Origin of the sequence: Mycobacterium asiaticum, assembly GCF_001668675.1 — a bacterium.
Lineage (GTDB): Bacteria > Actinomycetota > Actinomycetes > Mycobacteriales > Mycobacteriaceae > Mycobacterium > Mycobacterium asiaticum_D.
Window position 1 is genome coordinate 1 of record NZ_LZKQ01000189.1, and the last position, 13,753, is coordinate 13,753.

Here is a 13,753-nt window from a genome sequence, read left to right on the forward strand (position 1 = left end):
GCCGCCCAGGCCGCAATTCTGCAGCAGGCAGCCCTGGCCACCCACGCCCCATTCAACTTCGTCCTGTTCCCCGGCGGCCGACGACAACCCACTGCTGTTCTTGGTTCAGCTGGGCGCGCTGATGCTGACGCCGGGCATTTTCGCCGGCCTGTTGGGCTTGGCCTCTACCCTGCTGGCCACCTACTGGGCGGTGCAGCTGTTCAGCGCCGTCTTCAGCGGTTAGCAACGCGTCGATCAGGCAGCGATGCCGAGTTCGTGGTTGATCTGTGGCCAGTACGGTAGCCCGAACGGAGTCAGCAGCACCCAGTCGTGAATCCCGCCGGGGAACAGGACGAAGTTGAATGGGGCGTGGGTGGCCAGGGCTGCCTGCTGCAGAATTGCGGCCTGGGCGGCGAGGGGATCGAACGAGCCGGAGTAGACATACGTCGGCGGCAGTCCGGTCAGCGATCCATACAGCGGACTGACCTGATAGTTGGTTATTGGAAGACCACCCGCCCAAACGCTGCCAATCCCCCGGGTCCCGACGTCTAGCCACGGGGAGATCAACACCATGGACGACGGGACGGTTGCGGCCGGATCAAACTGCAGCATGTGCTGCACCGCCGCCAACGCGAGGTTGCCGCCCGCCGAGTCCCCGGTCACGCTGACGTTGGCCGCTCCGTATTCCATGATTCGCGACGAGATCAGCCCGGCGATTTTCGGAACCACCGTCGGTGCGGTGCCACCTTCTTGCAGCAGGGGGTAGATCGGCACCTCGAAGGTCGCGCCGGTCATGTAGGACGTCACGGAGTAGTTGAGCCAGTGGAAGATTGACGGCGGGAAAATGAATGCGCCGCCGTGGATGGCGACCACGTGTTCGCCGGTGGGATTGGCGGGAATGATCCGAACGACGCTCATCCCGTCGTACGTCGTGTGCTGAACCGTCTGTCCCAGAAGCAGATTCAACAACGGCGGCGGCGAATTGCCGGCGAGCCACGACAGCGGCGGGATGTCGCTGGCAACCAGGGCCAGGAACGGAGACTGTGGCGAGGACAGCAGGTATTCGAACCCGGCGCCCACTGCCCTGGGTAGCTGCTGAACACTGAGCACCAGGTTTTCCAGCGTCGCCAACGGCGCGGCGCTGACCGCCTCGGCGGAGGCATACGCACTGGTGGCGCTGGTCAATGCCTGCGCAAACCGCTCGTTGAAGGCCATCGTTTGCGCGCTGAGAGCCTGATAACCGCGGCCGTGAGCGGAGAACAATGCGGCGATCGCCGCCGACACCTCGTCCTCGGCCGCGGCCAATACCTCGGTGGTGGCATTGGCAACACCCTGGTTCGCGGTGGCTATTGCCGAACCGATCGAGGCTACGTCCGTAGCCGCAGCGGACATCACCTCTGGTAACGCAAGCACATACGACAACGAACCGCTCCCGAACTCAGGGCAATTCGCATTGCCCGGTTAAACCGATCGTCGGTACCGGAGCATATGCCGACGAAAAGGTGTCGCGTGGGAGCTTGACCGAATTGCTCAACGCCTTTTCGGGATGAATCGATCGATGAGTATTTCGAGTCTCTCTCGGTCGTGATCGGGACGTAGTCGGCCCGACCGGCCGAGGGTGACTAGTCCGTGCAGCGCGGCCCAGAAGACCTCGGTGAGCGTGTCGGCATCCCTCTCGTCGGCGACCAGGGCGACCGCGTCGCGCAATTCGTCGAAGGCCGCCGTCAGCTGGTTTGGTGTGTCCTCGGCACCGAAGCGCAAGCCGGTCGCGCGGATGAACATCGCGTCGTAGACCGCCGGGTTCTCTGCGGCGAAGTCGAGATAGGCATGCGCAATGCCGATCAGGACGTCAGGCCCGGCGCCGGAGTCGGGGCGGGCGACCCGCATCGCCTCGGCGAGCTCACCAAATCCATCGACGGCGATGGCCTCAGCGATCTTCTCCATGCCCGCGAAGTGCTTGTACAGCACGGGCTGGCTGTACTCGATCTCCGTTGACAGTCGACGCGTGGTCACCGCGTCCCAGCCCTCGGCCTCGGCGAGCTTACGTGCGGTGGTGACGATCAGCTGTCTGCGGGCGGCCCGCTCCCGCTCCACACGATCACTGATGGCCATGGCTGAAGTTTAGCACCGATAGCAGGAATAGCACCGCTATTGACGAGGTTGACTCGAGGGGTTAGCGTTGCTAGCAGCTGTCGATGGAGAGGAACGAAGAGATGAACCCAGAAATCACACAAGCCGCCGCGCTGGTCGCGGCGCTCGGCACCGCCGTGGTCTACGGCACCGATGTGTTCTGCGCGATCGTGTTGCGACCCGCCCTGGCGGCGGTCGACGACCGCGCCCTCGTCGGGGTCATGGGCGCCGTGCACCGATACGGAGACCGGCGGATGCCGGTGCCCGGGGTGCTCGGGGTCCTTGGGGCCGCGACGACCGTCGTGCTGGCCATCGTCTCCGCACAGTGGGCACCGGCGATCGCCGCCGGCGCCGCGCTGGTCCTCATGCTGGCGTGGCTCGTGCTCTACACGCGGGTGAGCGCACCGATCAATCGAGATCTCACGGCCGCCGCCGATACCGGGCAGACGCTGACTAATGGGCGCGCGCTGCAGGCGAACTGGGATCGCATCATCGGCGCTCGCGCGACGCTGCAAGGCCTGGCGCTGGCAGCTCTCTGCGTGGCTCTGGCGATCTGAGGCATTTTCATGCTTCAACTCAGGATCTACACGCTGCGATCACCAGAAGCCCTGCGGCAGTACGCAACCGTTCATTGGGCCCGGCACCTGGCAACCTTTGAGATTTTCGGCGTGACCACCCACGGCGTGTGGACGGAACGAAGCGGCGGCGCGAACCGCCTCGTCGCGCTGATCCGCTACCCGTCCGGCGCCGACCCCGACGAGGTAACGCGGGAGTGCATGAGCAGCCCCGAATTCGCCTCCGACATGGCTGGTTTCGATCCGGAAGAAATTATCGATGTTCAGTCCCTGCCGCTCGACCCGACAACCTTCTCACCGATGCGCTGACGACCTAGGAGTGCTCACCATGACCATCACCGCCTACACGCTCGCCGGCCTGATAGCGGCGGCCATCGTCTTCATCGGCGCCCGATTCGTTGTCGCGCCGCGCGTTGCCGCCGCCGGTTACGGCGTCCTCCCGGACCTCAGCCGACCCGGCGTCCGCGCGTACCTGAGCGTCAAGGGCGTCCGCGACATCGCGTCGGGACTTTTCCTCGTCGTCCTGATGGTTGCGGGCGCGACCCACCTGCTCGGCTGGATCATATTGGCCGCCACCATTATTCCGCTTGCCGACACAGCCATCGTGCTCAGCAACGAGGGCTCGAAAGCGGTCGCCTGGGGAATTCACGGGTCGACCGCCGCCGTCATGCTCGTGACTTCGGCGCTGCTCCTTATCGCTTGAAGCGATAGCGATTAGCATCGGCACAGATCAAGCAATGGGCTGGGGGTCCGATGGCAGATCGAGCGGTACTCGAACTCCGCATTCACGGCATAAACAACACCACTCCAGAAAGCATGCTCGACCTGCCGGGCGAAGACGTCGAGAAGTTCGCCGGCGACGCGCTGGGCAGCTTCTGGCGCCCGAAATCACCTGGGGCGAACGCACCGACGCAACTCGAGGCCTACAGCTGGGGCGGTATGGCCCGCAGCTCGGTCGGTGGCGCCATGGGAATCGGCCGGATCGTGGGAGCGATCGCGAGAATCGGTTGGGCCCTGCTCATCCCGTTCGGCCTGGTGAACGTTGCGTACTGGTCGAGGAAATTCGACGACGGCCCCGAACCCGACCAACGGCCGGGGCGCGACGGTTGGCGGCACGGCCGCGGCGCGGCGTCACTGCGCATCGCCGGACTGATGCTGACACTGCTGCTCGCCGTGTCGGCAACGACCATCGCGCTCGATCTGATCGGAGTGCAGTGCTACGCAAGCGATTCCACTAGACTGTGCACGAACTTGCCGTCGCAACTCGACTTTCTGGGCAACCTGACGCAGAGCCGTCGCCTGGCGGTTTTGAGCGTGGTGCCCGTCCTGTTGATCCTCGGGCTGGCGATGCTGTCCGCGGTCACGCGGGTGCGCTACGAACAGCCCGACCCCTCAACTCCGGAGAATTCGCGCAAGAAACCCGAGGCGTCGGATGTGACGACGCCGAAGTGGCCCATCCTTTCCACCCAAGGTTTCTGGGCACACCGGGAAAGTACCAAGGTCACGTCGCGGATGCATGTCGCCGCGACGGCCACATTGATCGCCACTGGCACGGCGTTTCACGTCGCCTTCGGCCGCGGTGAGTCGTGCGGGAGCCGAGACAGGTTTTTCAGTGCTGCGTGCCGACAAGAAGTCCTGCACGGTGACGGCACCGTCATCACCGAACTTGCGGTCGTCGCGATAGGCATCGCGGTCCTGGCGTTCACGTTTACCAGCGTCGGCCTGCGATCCGACTGCGCAGTGGATGTTCCGAGGCGATCATCGCGGCGCCGGGTGCTGGACTGGGGCCCTGTCGCGGCGGGCGCAGGATTATTTGCCGTGCAAGCGGCATTGCTGTGGCGTGACCAGCCCGACCCCAAGCCGCGGCAGCTGCTCGGTGTCGCGTTCACACCGACCTTGTTACTCGCTGCCCTGTTGGGTTTGGCGCTGGGTGCGCTGCTGTGGCGTCCAAGTGTCAAGACGGCCTGGGATGGACTTCCCACGGCGCTGGGACTCGGCTTCGCGACCCTGGTTGTTATCTCGGGATATGCCAACAATATTCGGTGGTGGTTCCCGGTATGGCTGGGGGCGGCCGCTGTCGTGCTGGGTGTCCTGCTGGTGGTACGGCGCAGGGTGGCCGAGAAGTGCAAGCATGAAGCGTGGAACGGCGGCGGGCCGGGCGTGCTGCTGCTGACGGCGGCGGCCTTCGCCATGCTGCTGTCGAGCGCAGTGGTGACGGCCGCCGGTGACTGGCTCAACGGCAACAACTCCGCGAGCAAATTGGCCGACGGTGTATCAGGTTCCGTGCCTGACCTTCAAGTGCCCCTGCCCTACGTGTGGGCCGGTGCATCGGTGATACCGGTGATCATTGGGATGTTCGCCGTCGGCACATACGCGTTCGCCAGATCGTGGCGCGGGCGCAAAGCGCTCGATGGCGGGCAACCGATGACGGCCAATGCGGCCGGGTTTGCAGCGTTCGCGCAACGCGCGGAGAAGTTCGTCGCAGCCCTGGCCGCCTTGAGCGCGGTCGCGATGGCAGTGACTCTGGTCGCGTCGGTTCGAGCGTTCACTCCGAGGGGCTTCGGATCGTGGTGGTTGGCCGCGGTTCTTGACCGGTTGCTGTCGATCGGCATGTGGGCACTCGCGGGGACGGGCGTCTTGGTGATCGGCCTTGCCGTCGGTGGCACCGCGGTGGGCGGCCGACCACTGGGCCTGGTCTGGGACCTGATCTGTTTTCTGCCCCGCACGGGGCATCCCCTCGCTCCACCCTGCTACGCGGAACGAGTGGTCCCCGAGCTTGCGGCCCGCTGTGCGGACTGGTTCGCGCAGGAGCCGGGCAGAAGGGCCATCCTTTCCGCGCACAGCCTGGGTTCCGTGCTCGCGGTCGCGGTAATCCTGTCGCCGCGGCTCGACGATCACCGCGACCGGGTGGCCTTGCTGTCGTACGGCAGCCAGCTGCGCACCTACTTTGGCCGGATATTCCCAGAACTGTTGGGGCCGAGGGTGCTTGGCTGTCCCCCTTGCCTTGCTGCCGACTTGCGAACGCCCGATCCGTGGGCCAGGGAACGGTCTGCGGAACACGGACCTGCGCCGGTGCCAGACCATCGTTCGGTCTACGGACACTTGGGGCCTGGGCCGCGGTGGCGCAGTCTCTGGCGCCGGACCGATTACCTTGGCTTCCCCGTCTGGGGCTACGCCGAAAAGGAGAATCCGATCGATCGAGTCGCCGCGCGGGTGGTCAAGGTCGGCTACCTCTACGAGATCCAAACCCACAGCGGCTATCCTCGTACCGAGCAATACCGAAGCGCCCTAACAGAACTCAGCGGGGTCGCCAATCAGCCTTCAGATCCGGCCGAGCCGGGCGCGGACCCTAACCCGGCTCCGGCACCTCAGTAAGCCACCGTTTCCGGCGTTCCACCTCGCTCTGCTCCCACCATGGGGGCGTGCCGCGTTCGCCCAACGCAACCTTCGCTGCGTGCACGCCCGCCCGGGCCATCGGCTCTTGCGGCGTTCCCTTGACGCGGCGCACTTCTCGACGCCAGGCCATCAGAATCGTGACCAGCTCGGTCCGCCGGTCCTCGGGAATCAACGGATCGCTGGCACGCCACCTACGACCGTCGACGATGACGTAGCGGCCGTCGGGTGTCATCTCTGGCACACCTCGACCCTACGGCAGCCCCCGATACCTACCTAGAACCGTGGACCATGCTTGGGCATCTGGCCGGCCGAAACCGGCTCGGCCGCATGCGGTTAGGCGCTTCGGTGACCAACAGTGGGCGACGCGATCCACCAGTCACCGCGCAGCCCCCACCACGTCGAACCTCCTGAAGGCTATTGCCGATACTTCTTGTTGTCGTATCCCGAGCTATATGCCACCGCCACGTGCTGACCGGTGACATCCTCAATTACGACGGCGCCGAGAGGTTGAACCTCGTAATAAGTGCGGACCAGGCCCTGGGCGTCCGGCGCCGTGGTGCACGGGCCGTTGGGACATTGCTTCTTTACCGGCCACACAACGAACGTGATCAGCAAGGCAGTCGCAACGACGATCAAAATAACCTTGAGGTGTTTCACGGAGCGCTCTCCTGTGGCACTGATCCACCAATTAACGCCGGTTGACAAACACAATGTCTTGGCATGGTGATCCACCTCGCGGTTCAATTGCTCGACCCGGCCTGCTGATCGAATCTATCGGTTGCCGCGGGGAGTGTCACTCGTTTCGCCGAGGTGACGTCGCGCAATTTGCCACGAGAGAGACTTGCCGTCCAAACCGCGGTAAAATCCAGATCCCGTCGGAGGGAGACCGCCGTGAAGATGTCGCCATTCGACTACCACCGACCGGACACGGTCGACGAGGCGGTCGCGCTCCTCGAAACCTACGGCGGGGACGGTAAAGTGCTCGCCGGCGGGCAGAGCCTCCTTCCGGTCCTGGCACTGCGGTTGACCCGTCTGGACCATCTCATCGACATCGGCAGAGTGCAGGGCTTGCAGTCGATCGAAATCGGCGACGGCGGCGCTGTCTCGGTCGGCGCGGCAGTAACCCATGCGCGCGTCGAGCGATCCGATGCCCTGGCCTCCGCGGCGCCGGCCGTCGTCGGGGCCATGCCGTACATCGGCCATCGGGCGATCCGGAGTCGGGGCACGGTGTGCGGGAGTCTGGCACATGCCGATCCATCGGCCGAACTCCCGGCGGTTGCCCTGGCGGTCGGCGCGGAGATGATCGTGCGAGGCCCGGCCGGGCAGCGGTCGGTCGATGCGACTGACTTTTTCGAGGGGTATCTGTCGTCCGCGCTGGCCGAGGACGAGTTGCTAACCGGAGTGCGATTCCCCGCCTGGCCACCACGCGCAGGATGGTCGGTGCTGGAGATCAGCAGGCGACACGGCGACTTTGCTTTGGTCGGGTTGGTAACAACGCTCGAGGTCGACGACGCCGGCTTGCTACGGCGACCGGCGTTGTCTTTCTTCGGGATAGCGAGCACGCCGGTGCGAGTCGCCGAGGCCGAGCAGCTGCTCGAAGGCAACCTGCCTGACTCGGCGCTGTTTGCGGAAGCGGCACGAGTGGTGTCCGGCGCGTTGCGGCCGCGCGCCGACGATCACGCGTCGTCGGAGTACCGGGCGCATGTTGCCGGGGTGCTCACCCGGCGCGGGCTCGCCGAGGCCACGGAGCGCGCCGCGGCACGAACTACCGAGGGGGCAGGTGTGTGATGCGCGAGATCACCCTGCGGGTCAACGGTCGCGATGAGCGTGCGGTGGTCGAGGGTCGCACGACTCTGGCCGAATTGCTTCGCGACAACCTCGGGCTCACCGGCACCCATCTCGCGTGTGAGCACGGTGTCTGCGGGGCGTGCACGGTCGCGGTCGACGGTCAGCCCGTCCGTTCCTGTCTGATGCTGGCGATGCAGGCCGAGGGGGCGGCCGTCGAGACCGTCGAATCACTCAGCGACGAGGACGGTTTGGGGCTCATTCAGCAGGCGATGTGGGAGCGCCACGCATTCCAGTGCGCCTTCTGCGCACCGGGATTCCTGATGACGGTGCGGTGTCTGCTGGCCGACAACCCGTCGCCGACGCCGGCGCAGATCAAGCAGGAGCTCTCCGGAAACCTCTGCCGTTGCACGGGATACGCCTCGATCCTCGACGGTGTGGCCGAAGCCGCGACCAAGTTGGCTTCCAGCGCAGGAGGTGGGAACGACCATGCGTGAACAGATCATGGGGCGATTCGTCGGCGCCCGGGTCCGCAGGGTTGAGGATCACCGCCTGCTGCGCGGGCGCGGAAGGTATGTCGACGATGTCGTAGTCCCGGACATGGCGCACGCGGCGTTCGTCCGGAGCCCGTGGCCCCACGCCCTGATCCGCGGCATCGACACCACCCGCGCCGCCGCCCTACCCGGGGTGTACGCGATCCTGACCGGTCGCGACATCGCTGCGATCACCAACCCGCTGTTGGGGATGTTCGCCTTCCCGGGCCTCTACGACCCGTGGCACTGGGCCCTGGCAGTCGACCGTGTTCGTCTGGTCGGGGATCCGGTCGCCATCGTGATAGCGACGTCACGCGCGCTGGCTGAGGACGCGGCCGAGCTGGTCGACGTGGAATACGAAGAGCTGCAACCGATCGCGACGGTGGCGCACGCCCACGATCCCGGTCGTCCGGCAATCTGGCCGAAGGCCAACGGCAACGTCGTCTACGCGGCGTCGGAGTCGTTCGGCGACATCGAAGCTGCGTTCGCCGGCGCGGATCGAGTGATCAGCGAGACCTTCCGCCAGCACCGGCACGCCAACCAGCCGATGGAGACCAGAGGCACGGTGGCCGAGATCGACGCCGACGGCAACCTCACCTTGCATGCGGCCCACCAGGCTGCGCACGCGTTCAAATGGGCCATGGCCATGTGCCTCGCGCGCCAACCGGTGTGGACGTCGGTCCGCGATCTGTTCCGCCAGCGCGAGCAGACCAAGGCCATCTTCGCCGGGGCCCGCGATTTCCTCCGCGCCAACCCGACGGTGATCCAGGACACCCGGCAGCTGATGCCGATCATGCTGCGTCAGATCGCCAACGATCCGATGCGGATGGTCCACCTGAGCCGGATGTTCCTCGGATTGATGGCAACGCCCAAGGAACGCCTCCCGCGCGTCGTGACGGGCGACATCGGCGGTGCATTCGGGGCGAAAACCACGGTGCTGCGCGAGGATATCGCCCTGGGCGCTGCCGCGCTGCGTCTCGGCCGATCAATCAAATGGATCGAGGACCGCAACGAACACCTGGTCCTCGGTGCCCAGGCTCGTGACGAGCAGGTCGCCGTCGAGGCCGCGGTGCGCAACGACGGCACGGTGCGGGGCCTGCGGGCCAAGCTGACGATGGACGGGGGCGCCTATCCGGGCTTCCCCTTCGGTGCACCGATGTTCTGCCGCATCATCCAGGCGATGTTCCCCGGCCCGTACCGGTTCGACGCCATGCAGTTCGATATCGAACTCGTCGCGTCCAACAAACCGACGTACGTCGCCTACCGAGGCCCGTGGGCGGTCGAAACCTGGGTCCGCGAAAGGCTATTCGATGTGATCGCCCGCGAGCTTGGGCTCAGCCGCGCTCAGATCCGGCTGCGCAACATCGTCGGGCCCGACGCACTCCCGACCAAAATGCTCACCGGCCCAGTCCTCGATGTGCGCATGTCGGCCAAGGCCACCCTCGAAAAAGCCTTGGAAATAGCTGATTTCGAACACTGGGCAGAGGAGCAGGCGGTGGCTCGCGCCCAGGGTCGGCGCCTGGGTCTCGGTATCGCAACCTATATAGAAGCGGCTCCGGGGCCGCCCGGGTACATGGACGTGATCCTGCCTGGCTTCTCCGCATTCACCGGCGGGGAGCCCATCCACGCAGTCCTCGAAGCCGACGGCAGCGTCACGGTCCACACTCGGCAGATACCCCATGGCCAAGGCCACGAGACGACGCTCGCACAGGTGGCCGCCGACGAACTCGGCGTTCCGGTCCAGGCCGTCCGAGTGCGTTACGGCGACACGAACTTCACGCCGTTCGGGATCATGGGCACGGGCGGAAGCCGGTCGGCGGCGATGGCGGGCGGCGCGGTCGGCGTGGCCGCGCATACGTTGCGCGAGCACATTGTCGACATCGCCGCGGACCTGCTGGAGGCTTCGCCGGCGGACATCGTCATCGAAGACGGTGAGATTCACGTCGCGGGCGTCCCGGCGATGTCGCGGACCTTCCAAGAGGTCGCGCAGGAGGCGATACGGCGGGGCTCAATGGGCAACACCGACCGACTGGGCCGTAATGAGGCGATCCGGGTGCATCGGGACTGGAACGGCGGCGAAGGTGGGTGGGCGCAGTCCACGCACGTGTGCTGGGTCGATGTGGACCTCGAAACCGGCCAGGTGAAGATTCCCCGCTATGCGGTCGTGGAGGACTGCGGCGAGATGATCAACCCCGCCATCGTCGAAGGGCAGATCCGCGGTGGCGTCGCGCAGGGCGTGGGCGCCGTGTTCTACGAGAAGACCACGTACGGCGAGGACGGGCAGCCGCGGTCGGGAACTTTCATGGATTACCTGATCCCAACCACGATGGAGATTCCCGAGATCGAGATTCACCACATCGAGACGCCGTCGGACATCGCCTACAACTATCGAGGCGTCGGCGAAGGGGGGATGATCGGCGCTCCGGCGGCGATCACGAACGCGGTGGAGGATGCTTTGGCCGACCTCGGTGTCCGGATCACCGAACAGCACCTGCCGCCGACCAGGATCCTCGAGCTCGCGGGCGTCATCCCCGAACGTACGGACTAGCCGATGACCGCGATCAGCTCGTCCAATGCGTTCAGGTTGTGACCATCGATGAATTCGTCGATGTGCGGTAGTGCTGCGGCCATACCGCGGGCCAGGGGTGCATAACCCGGCGACGCCTTGAGCGGGTTGACCCACACCACCTTGTGAGCCACGCGCGACAGCCGCGCCATCTGTTCACCGATCACGGTGGGGTCGCCCCGCTCCCACCCGTCGGAGAGGATGACCACCACGGCGCCACGAGACATGCCCGGCATCCCCCACGCATTGTTGTAGTCACGCAGGGTTTCGCCGAGTCGAGTGCCCCCAGACCAGTCGGGCACCGCCGCGCCCGCGCGCCGCAGCGCCTGCTCGGGGTCGCGCAGCAACAACTCCCGCGTCAGCCGCGTCAGGCGCGTTCCCAACGCGAACGCCTCCACGCGACGGCGTCCGGCGACCGCGGCGTGCATGAATCGCAACAGTGCCCGGGAGTAGGCGTCCATCGAACCGCTGACGTCACATAGCAATACCAACCTGCGGGGACGCCGGGTCGGCGCATTCCAGGCTCGGCGGATTGGTTCCCCACCGGTGCGCAACGCACGGCGCACGGTGGCCCGGACGTCAGGCTGCGAGTGCCGCCGGTGCTTGGCGGGCCGGCGCCGCCTGCTGCGTCGCATCGCCGCCGTCGCGCGAAATTGGGCCATCAATCGCTGGGCATCGGCAAAGTCGTCCGCGGTGTACTCGCCAAAGTCCTTGCTGCGCAGAACTTCTACTGGGCTGTAGCGAACCTCAGTGGTGGGCGACGTGCTCGGCTGCTCGGCCGCGGTCTCCGAGTCGAGGTCGTCGCGACTTGCAGCCAGCGGTTGGTGGAGCCAGAACGAACGGAATACCCGGTCGAAGGTGTCGATGTCCTCGGGCCGCTTGACCAATACGGCACGCCCCGCCCAGTACAGGGTGTCGTGGTCGGTCGGATCGATCTCGCTCAGGGCCGAGACGAACAACGCGACCGAGCCGCTGGGAACAGCCAATCCCTCGGCCCGGAGCCGGCGCGCGAACACCACCGCAAGCCGGTCAGCGTTGTCATACATCGTCGTCGGTGATCCGCACCAAGGCGTCGAGCCCTGCCGCCCTTGCCTTTTCGATGTCCTCGCGATACTTCAACACCCAGCCGAGGGTGTGCTCGACCTCGGTGCGCGGCAATTCCGGCTCACCCAGTTCGGCCAAAGCGCGGGCCCAGTCGATCGTTTCGGCCACTCCCGGGGGCTTGTAGAGGTCAAGACCCCGCAACTCCTCCACGGCGGCCGCGACCCGCCGCGCCAGCCGCTCGCTCGCCTCGGGCACGCGCAGCCGCACAATGGCCACTTCCCGCTCGATGCCGGGGTGGTCGACCCAGTGATAGAGGCAGCGTCGTTTGAGCGCGTCGTGCAGGTCTCGAGTGCGATTGGAGGTCAATATCACCGTGGGCGGCAGCTCGGCCGCGAACGTACCGAGCTCCGGCACCGTCACCGCGAAATCGGACAGGATCTCCAGCAGGAACGCCTCGAACTCGTCATCGGCACGGTCGATCTCGTCGATGAGCAGCACCGGCGGTGGGCCGTCGCCGTTGTCGAGGGCTTGCAGGAGCGGTCGACGAACGAGGAATCGCTCGGAGAAGAGTTCATCCTCAGCGGCAGCGACAGCCCGCGCACCGCCGGTTTCCGCGGCTTTCAGGTGCAGCAGCTGGCGCGCGTAATCCCATTCATAGACCGCCTGCGACACGTCGATGCCCTCGTAGCACTGCAGGCGCAACAACTTTGCACCGGATAAACGCGCCAGGGTCTTGGCGACCTCAGTCTTTCCCGCCCCAGCCTCACCTTCGAGCAGCAGCGGGCGCCGCAGGCGCACGGCGAGATGGATGGCGGTGGCTAGCCCGTCGTCTGCGAGGTAGCCGAAGCGAGCGAGGTCAGCTTTGAGTTGGTGGACCGCGTCGGTCGTCACGGATGCACCTCCTGACGCGCCCCGGACGAGTCATCGTGCGGGTCGCACTGCTGACTCTACGAAGCGGCGGGGGCCATTGCACGCTTGCCATGCTCAACTACGATCGACAGATGCCATGCGCGCGGATCCCGCGATGACCGTCGTCCTGGCACTCCGTTGCGCTGACGGCATTGTGATGGCGTCCGATTCACAGATCACCGATGGTGGTCGCGGTCTGACCTATCCTGCGCAGAAGCTGCACCCGCTGGGAAAGTACGCCGCGTGGGGCGGTAGCGGTTCCCGTGCTGTGCTCTACGACCTCGAACAGATCTTCAAAGCCGAGGCCGAGTCCGTGGTGGAGGCGACCAATATCGGACACGCGTTGCAGGCACGGGTGCTTCCGGTGTTCAAATATCACTACGAGAACTACATCGAGCATGTGCCGGCGCAGCACTCCGCTGGGACACCTGCGACTTACGTTCTTGCCGCGGGCTACGCCGGAGACATCCCCTTCATCATCGACGTTGACCCGAACGGGTTGATCGGGCACCACGAGGAAACCGGATTCCAAGCCATCGGCAGTGGTGCGGCCATGGCCCAGCAGGCGCACGCGTTGCTCGCGCACTTTCGGATGACCGAGCGCGACGTGGACCACGGAGTGGTTGCCGCGCTGCGCGTGCTGGATGCCCTGGATGCATCGTCGCCGAGTGTCGGTGGCCCGATGGACATCTGCCGCATCACGCCGGACGCCGCCAAGCACTTGACCCCCGATGAGGTGGAAAAGGTCCGGGGCCAGATCGATCGCTGGGTTGAACTCGAGCGAAAGGCGCTCGATCAGCTCTTCGATTGAGCGTCGGGCAGTCGGTCGCGAGGCA

15 protein-coding genes and 1 pseudogene are annotated in these 13,753 nt (G+C 65.8%); 10 read left to right on the plus strand and 6 right to left on the minus strand.

Features of this window, described 5'->3' with window-relative positions; genetic code table 11:
- On the plus strand, positions 1-223 hold a 223-nt coding region (locus A9X01_RS30880), incomplete at its 5' end, for a hypothetical protein (protein ID WP_216638922.1).
- Positions 224-234: 11 nt separating this feature from the next.
- On the opposite strand, the gene lipY is transcribed toward A9X01_RS30880, so the two are convergent.
- On the minus strand, positions 235-1,401 hold the full coding sequence (lipY, locus tag A9X01_RS15880) for a triacylglycerol lipase LipY (RefSeq protein ID WP_081282415.1): 1,167 nt from the start codon (positions 1,399-1,401) through the stop codon (positions 235-237).
- Between the two features lie 108 nt (positions 1,402-1,509).
- On the minus strand, positions 1,510-2,091 hold the full coding sequence (locus A9X01_RS15885) for a TetR/AcrR family transcriptional regulator (protein ID WP_065121662.1): 582 nt from the start codon (positions 2,089-2,091) through the stop codon (positions 1,510-1,512).
- A 101-nt stretch (positions 2,092-2,192) separates the two neighbouring features.
- On the opposite strand from A9X01_RS15885, the gene A9X01_RS15890 reads away from it, so the two are divergent.
- The 4 genes from A9X01_RS15890 to A9X01_RS15905 are packed head-to-tail and all read left to right on the plus strand — an operon-like array spanning position 2,193 to position 6,059.
- Complete coding sequence (locus tag A9X01_RS15890; protein WP_065121663.1) at positions 2,193-2,666, plus strand: DUF1772 domain-containing protein; 474 nt, start codon at positions 2,193-2,195, stop codon at positions 2,664-2,666.
- A 9-nt stretch (positions 2,667-2,675) separates the two neighbouring features.
- Positions 2,676-2,993, plus strand: a complete 318-nt coding sequence (locus A9X01_RS15895) for an NIPSNAP family protein (RefSeq protein ID WP_065121664.1) — start codon at positions 2,676-2,678, stop codon at positions 2,991-2,993.
- A gap of 19 nt (positions 2,994-3,012) precedes the next feature.
- Positions 3,013-3,387, plus strand: coding sequence for a DUF4267 domain-containing protein (locus A9X01_RS15900; protein WP_065121728.1), 375 nt, complete (start codon positions 3,013-3,015; stop codon positions 3,385-3,387).
- A 50-nt stretch (positions 3,388-3,437) separates the two neighbouring features.
- Entirely contained in the window at positions 3,438-6,059 is a 2,622-nt protein-coding gene (locus A9X01_RS15905) for a hypothetical protein (RefSeq protein ID WP_065121665.1), read from the plus strand.
- On the opposite strand, the gene A9X01_RS15910 is transcribed toward A9X01_RS15905, so the two are convergent.
- Entirely contained in the window at positions 6,034-6,312 is a 279-nt protein-coding gene (locus A9X01_RS15910; RefSeq protein ID WP_065121666.1) for a hypothetical protein, read from the minus strand. The genes A9X01_RS15905 and A9X01_RS15910 overlap by 26 nt on opposite strands.
- 32 nt (positions 6,313-6,344) lie before the next feature.
- Between A9X01_RS15910 and A9X01_RS32250 the strand changes: the two are divergent.
- A pseudogene (locus A9X01_RS32250) lies at positions 6,345-6,467 on the plus strand (LLM class flavin-dependent oxidoreductase); the annotation flags it as partial.
- A gap of 27 nt (positions 6,468-6,494) precedes the next feature.
- On the opposite strand, the gene A9X01_RS15915 reads toward A9X01_RS32250, so the two are convergent.
- Positions 6,495-6,737: a hypothetical protein gene (locus A9X01_RS15915; RefSeq protein WP_065121667.1), complete on the minus strand. Its 243-nt coding sequence runs from the start codon at positions 6,735-6,737 to the stop codon at positions 6,495-6,497.
- Between the two features lie 240 nt (positions 6,738-6,977).
- On the opposite strand from A9X01_RS15915, the gene A9X01_RS15920 reads away from it, so the two are divergent.
- From A9X01_RS15920 to A9X01_RS15930, 3 genes are read left to right on the plus strand one after another with little or no spacing between them, the layout of a single operon-like run.
- On the plus strand, positions 6,978-7,868 hold the full coding sequence (locus A9X01_RS15920) for an FAD binding domain-containing protein (protein ID WP_065121729.1): 891 nt from the start codon (positions 6,978-6,980) through the stop codon (positions 7,866-7,868).
- Positions 7,868-8,362, plus strand: a complete 495-nt coding sequence (locus A9X01_RS15925) for a (2Fe-2S)-binding protein (RefSeq protein ID WP_065121668.1) — start codon at positions 7,868-7,870, stop codon at positions 8,360-8,362. Before A9X01_RS15920 ends, A9X01_RS15925 begins: the two co-directional genes overlap by 1 nt.
- Complete coding sequence (locus tag A9X01_RS15930; protein WP_065121669.1) at positions 8,355-10,946, plus strand: xanthine dehydrogenase family protein molybdopterin-binding subunit; 2,592 nt, start codon at positions 8,355-8,357, stop codon at positions 10,944-10,946. The genes A9X01_RS15925 and A9X01_RS15930 overlap by 8 nt, the downstream gene beginning before the upstream one ends.
- Here the strand turns inward: A9X01_RS15930 and A9X01_RS15935 are convergent.
- Complete coding sequence (locus A9X01_RS15935; protein ID WP_065121670.1) at positions 10,943-12,010, minus strand: vWA domain-containing protein; 1,068 nt, start codon at positions 12,008-12,010, stop codon at positions 10,943-10,945. The two genes, A9X01_RS15930 and A9X01_RS15935, sit on opposite strands and share 4 nt — an antisense overlap.
- Complete coding sequence (locus tag A9X01_RS15940; protein WP_065121671.1) at positions 12,003-12,899, minus strand: AAA family ATPase; 897 nt, start codon at positions 12,897-12,899, stop codon at positions 12,003-12,005. Before A9X01_RS15940 ends, A9X01_RS15935 begins: the two co-directional genes overlap by 8 nt.
- A gap of 133 nt (positions 12,900-13,032) precedes the next feature.
- Here A9X01_RS15940 and A9X01_RS15945 point away from each other — a divergent pair, with 133 nt between their 5' ends.
- Positions 13,033-13,728 carry an Ntn hydrolase family protein gene (locus A9X01_RS15945; protein ID WP_065121730.1) on the plus strand — a complete coding sequence of 232 codons (696 nt, stop codon included), beginning with the start codon at positions 13,033-13,035 and terminating at the stop codon, positions 13,726-13,728.
- The last annotated feature ends 25 nt before the right edge of the window (positions 13,729-13,753 follow it).

Excerpts from the sequence above, each read along its gene's own strand:
- A9X01_RS15930 (WP_065121669.1), top strand. The coding sequence starts at position 8,355 with ATGCGTGAACAGATCATGGGGCGATTCGTCGGCGCCCGGGTCCGCAGG.
- A9X01_RS15935 (WP_065121670.1), bottom strand. The coding sequence starts at position 12,010 with ATGTATGACAACGCTGACCGGCTTGCGGTGGTGTTCGCGCGCCGGCTC.
- A9X01_RS15920 (WP_065121729.1), top strand. The coding sequence starts at position 6,978 with ATGTCGCCATTCGACTACCACCGACCGGACACGGTCGACGAGGCGGTC.
- A9X01_RS15945 (WP_065121730.1), top strand. The coding sequence starts at position 13,033 with ATGACCGTCGTCCTGGCACTCCGTTGCGCTGACGGCATTGTGATGGCG.
- A9X01_RS15895 (WP_065121664.1), top strand. The coding sequence starts at position 2,676 with ATGCTTCAACTCAGGATCTACACGCTGCGATCACCAGAAGCCCTGCGG.
- A9X01_RS15925 (WP_065121668.1), top strand. The coding sequence starts at position 7,868 with ATGCGCGAGATCACCCTGCGGGTCAACGGTCGCGATGAGCGTGCGGTG.
- A9X01_RS15890 (WP_065121663.1), top strand. The coding sequence starts at position 2,193 with ATGAACCCAGAAATCACACAAGCCGCCGCGCTGGTCGCGGCGCTCGGC.
- A9X01_RS15905 (WP_065121665.1), top strand. The coding sequence starts at position 3,438 with ATGGCAGATCGAGCGGTACTCGAACTCCGCATTCACGGCATAAACAAC.
- A9X01_RS15885 (WP_065121662.1), bottom strand. The coding sequence starts at position 2,091 with ATGGCCATCAGTGATCGTGTGGAGCGGGAGCGGGCCGCCCGCAGACAG.
- A9X01_RS15900 (WP_065121728.1), top strand. The coding sequence starts at position 3,013 with ATGACCATCACCGCCTACACGCTCGCCGGCCTGATAGCGGCGGCCATC.
- A9X01_RS15910 (WP_065121666.1), bottom strand. The coding sequence starts at position 6,312 with ATGACACCCGACGGCCGCTACGTCATCGTCGACGGTCGTAGGTGGCGT.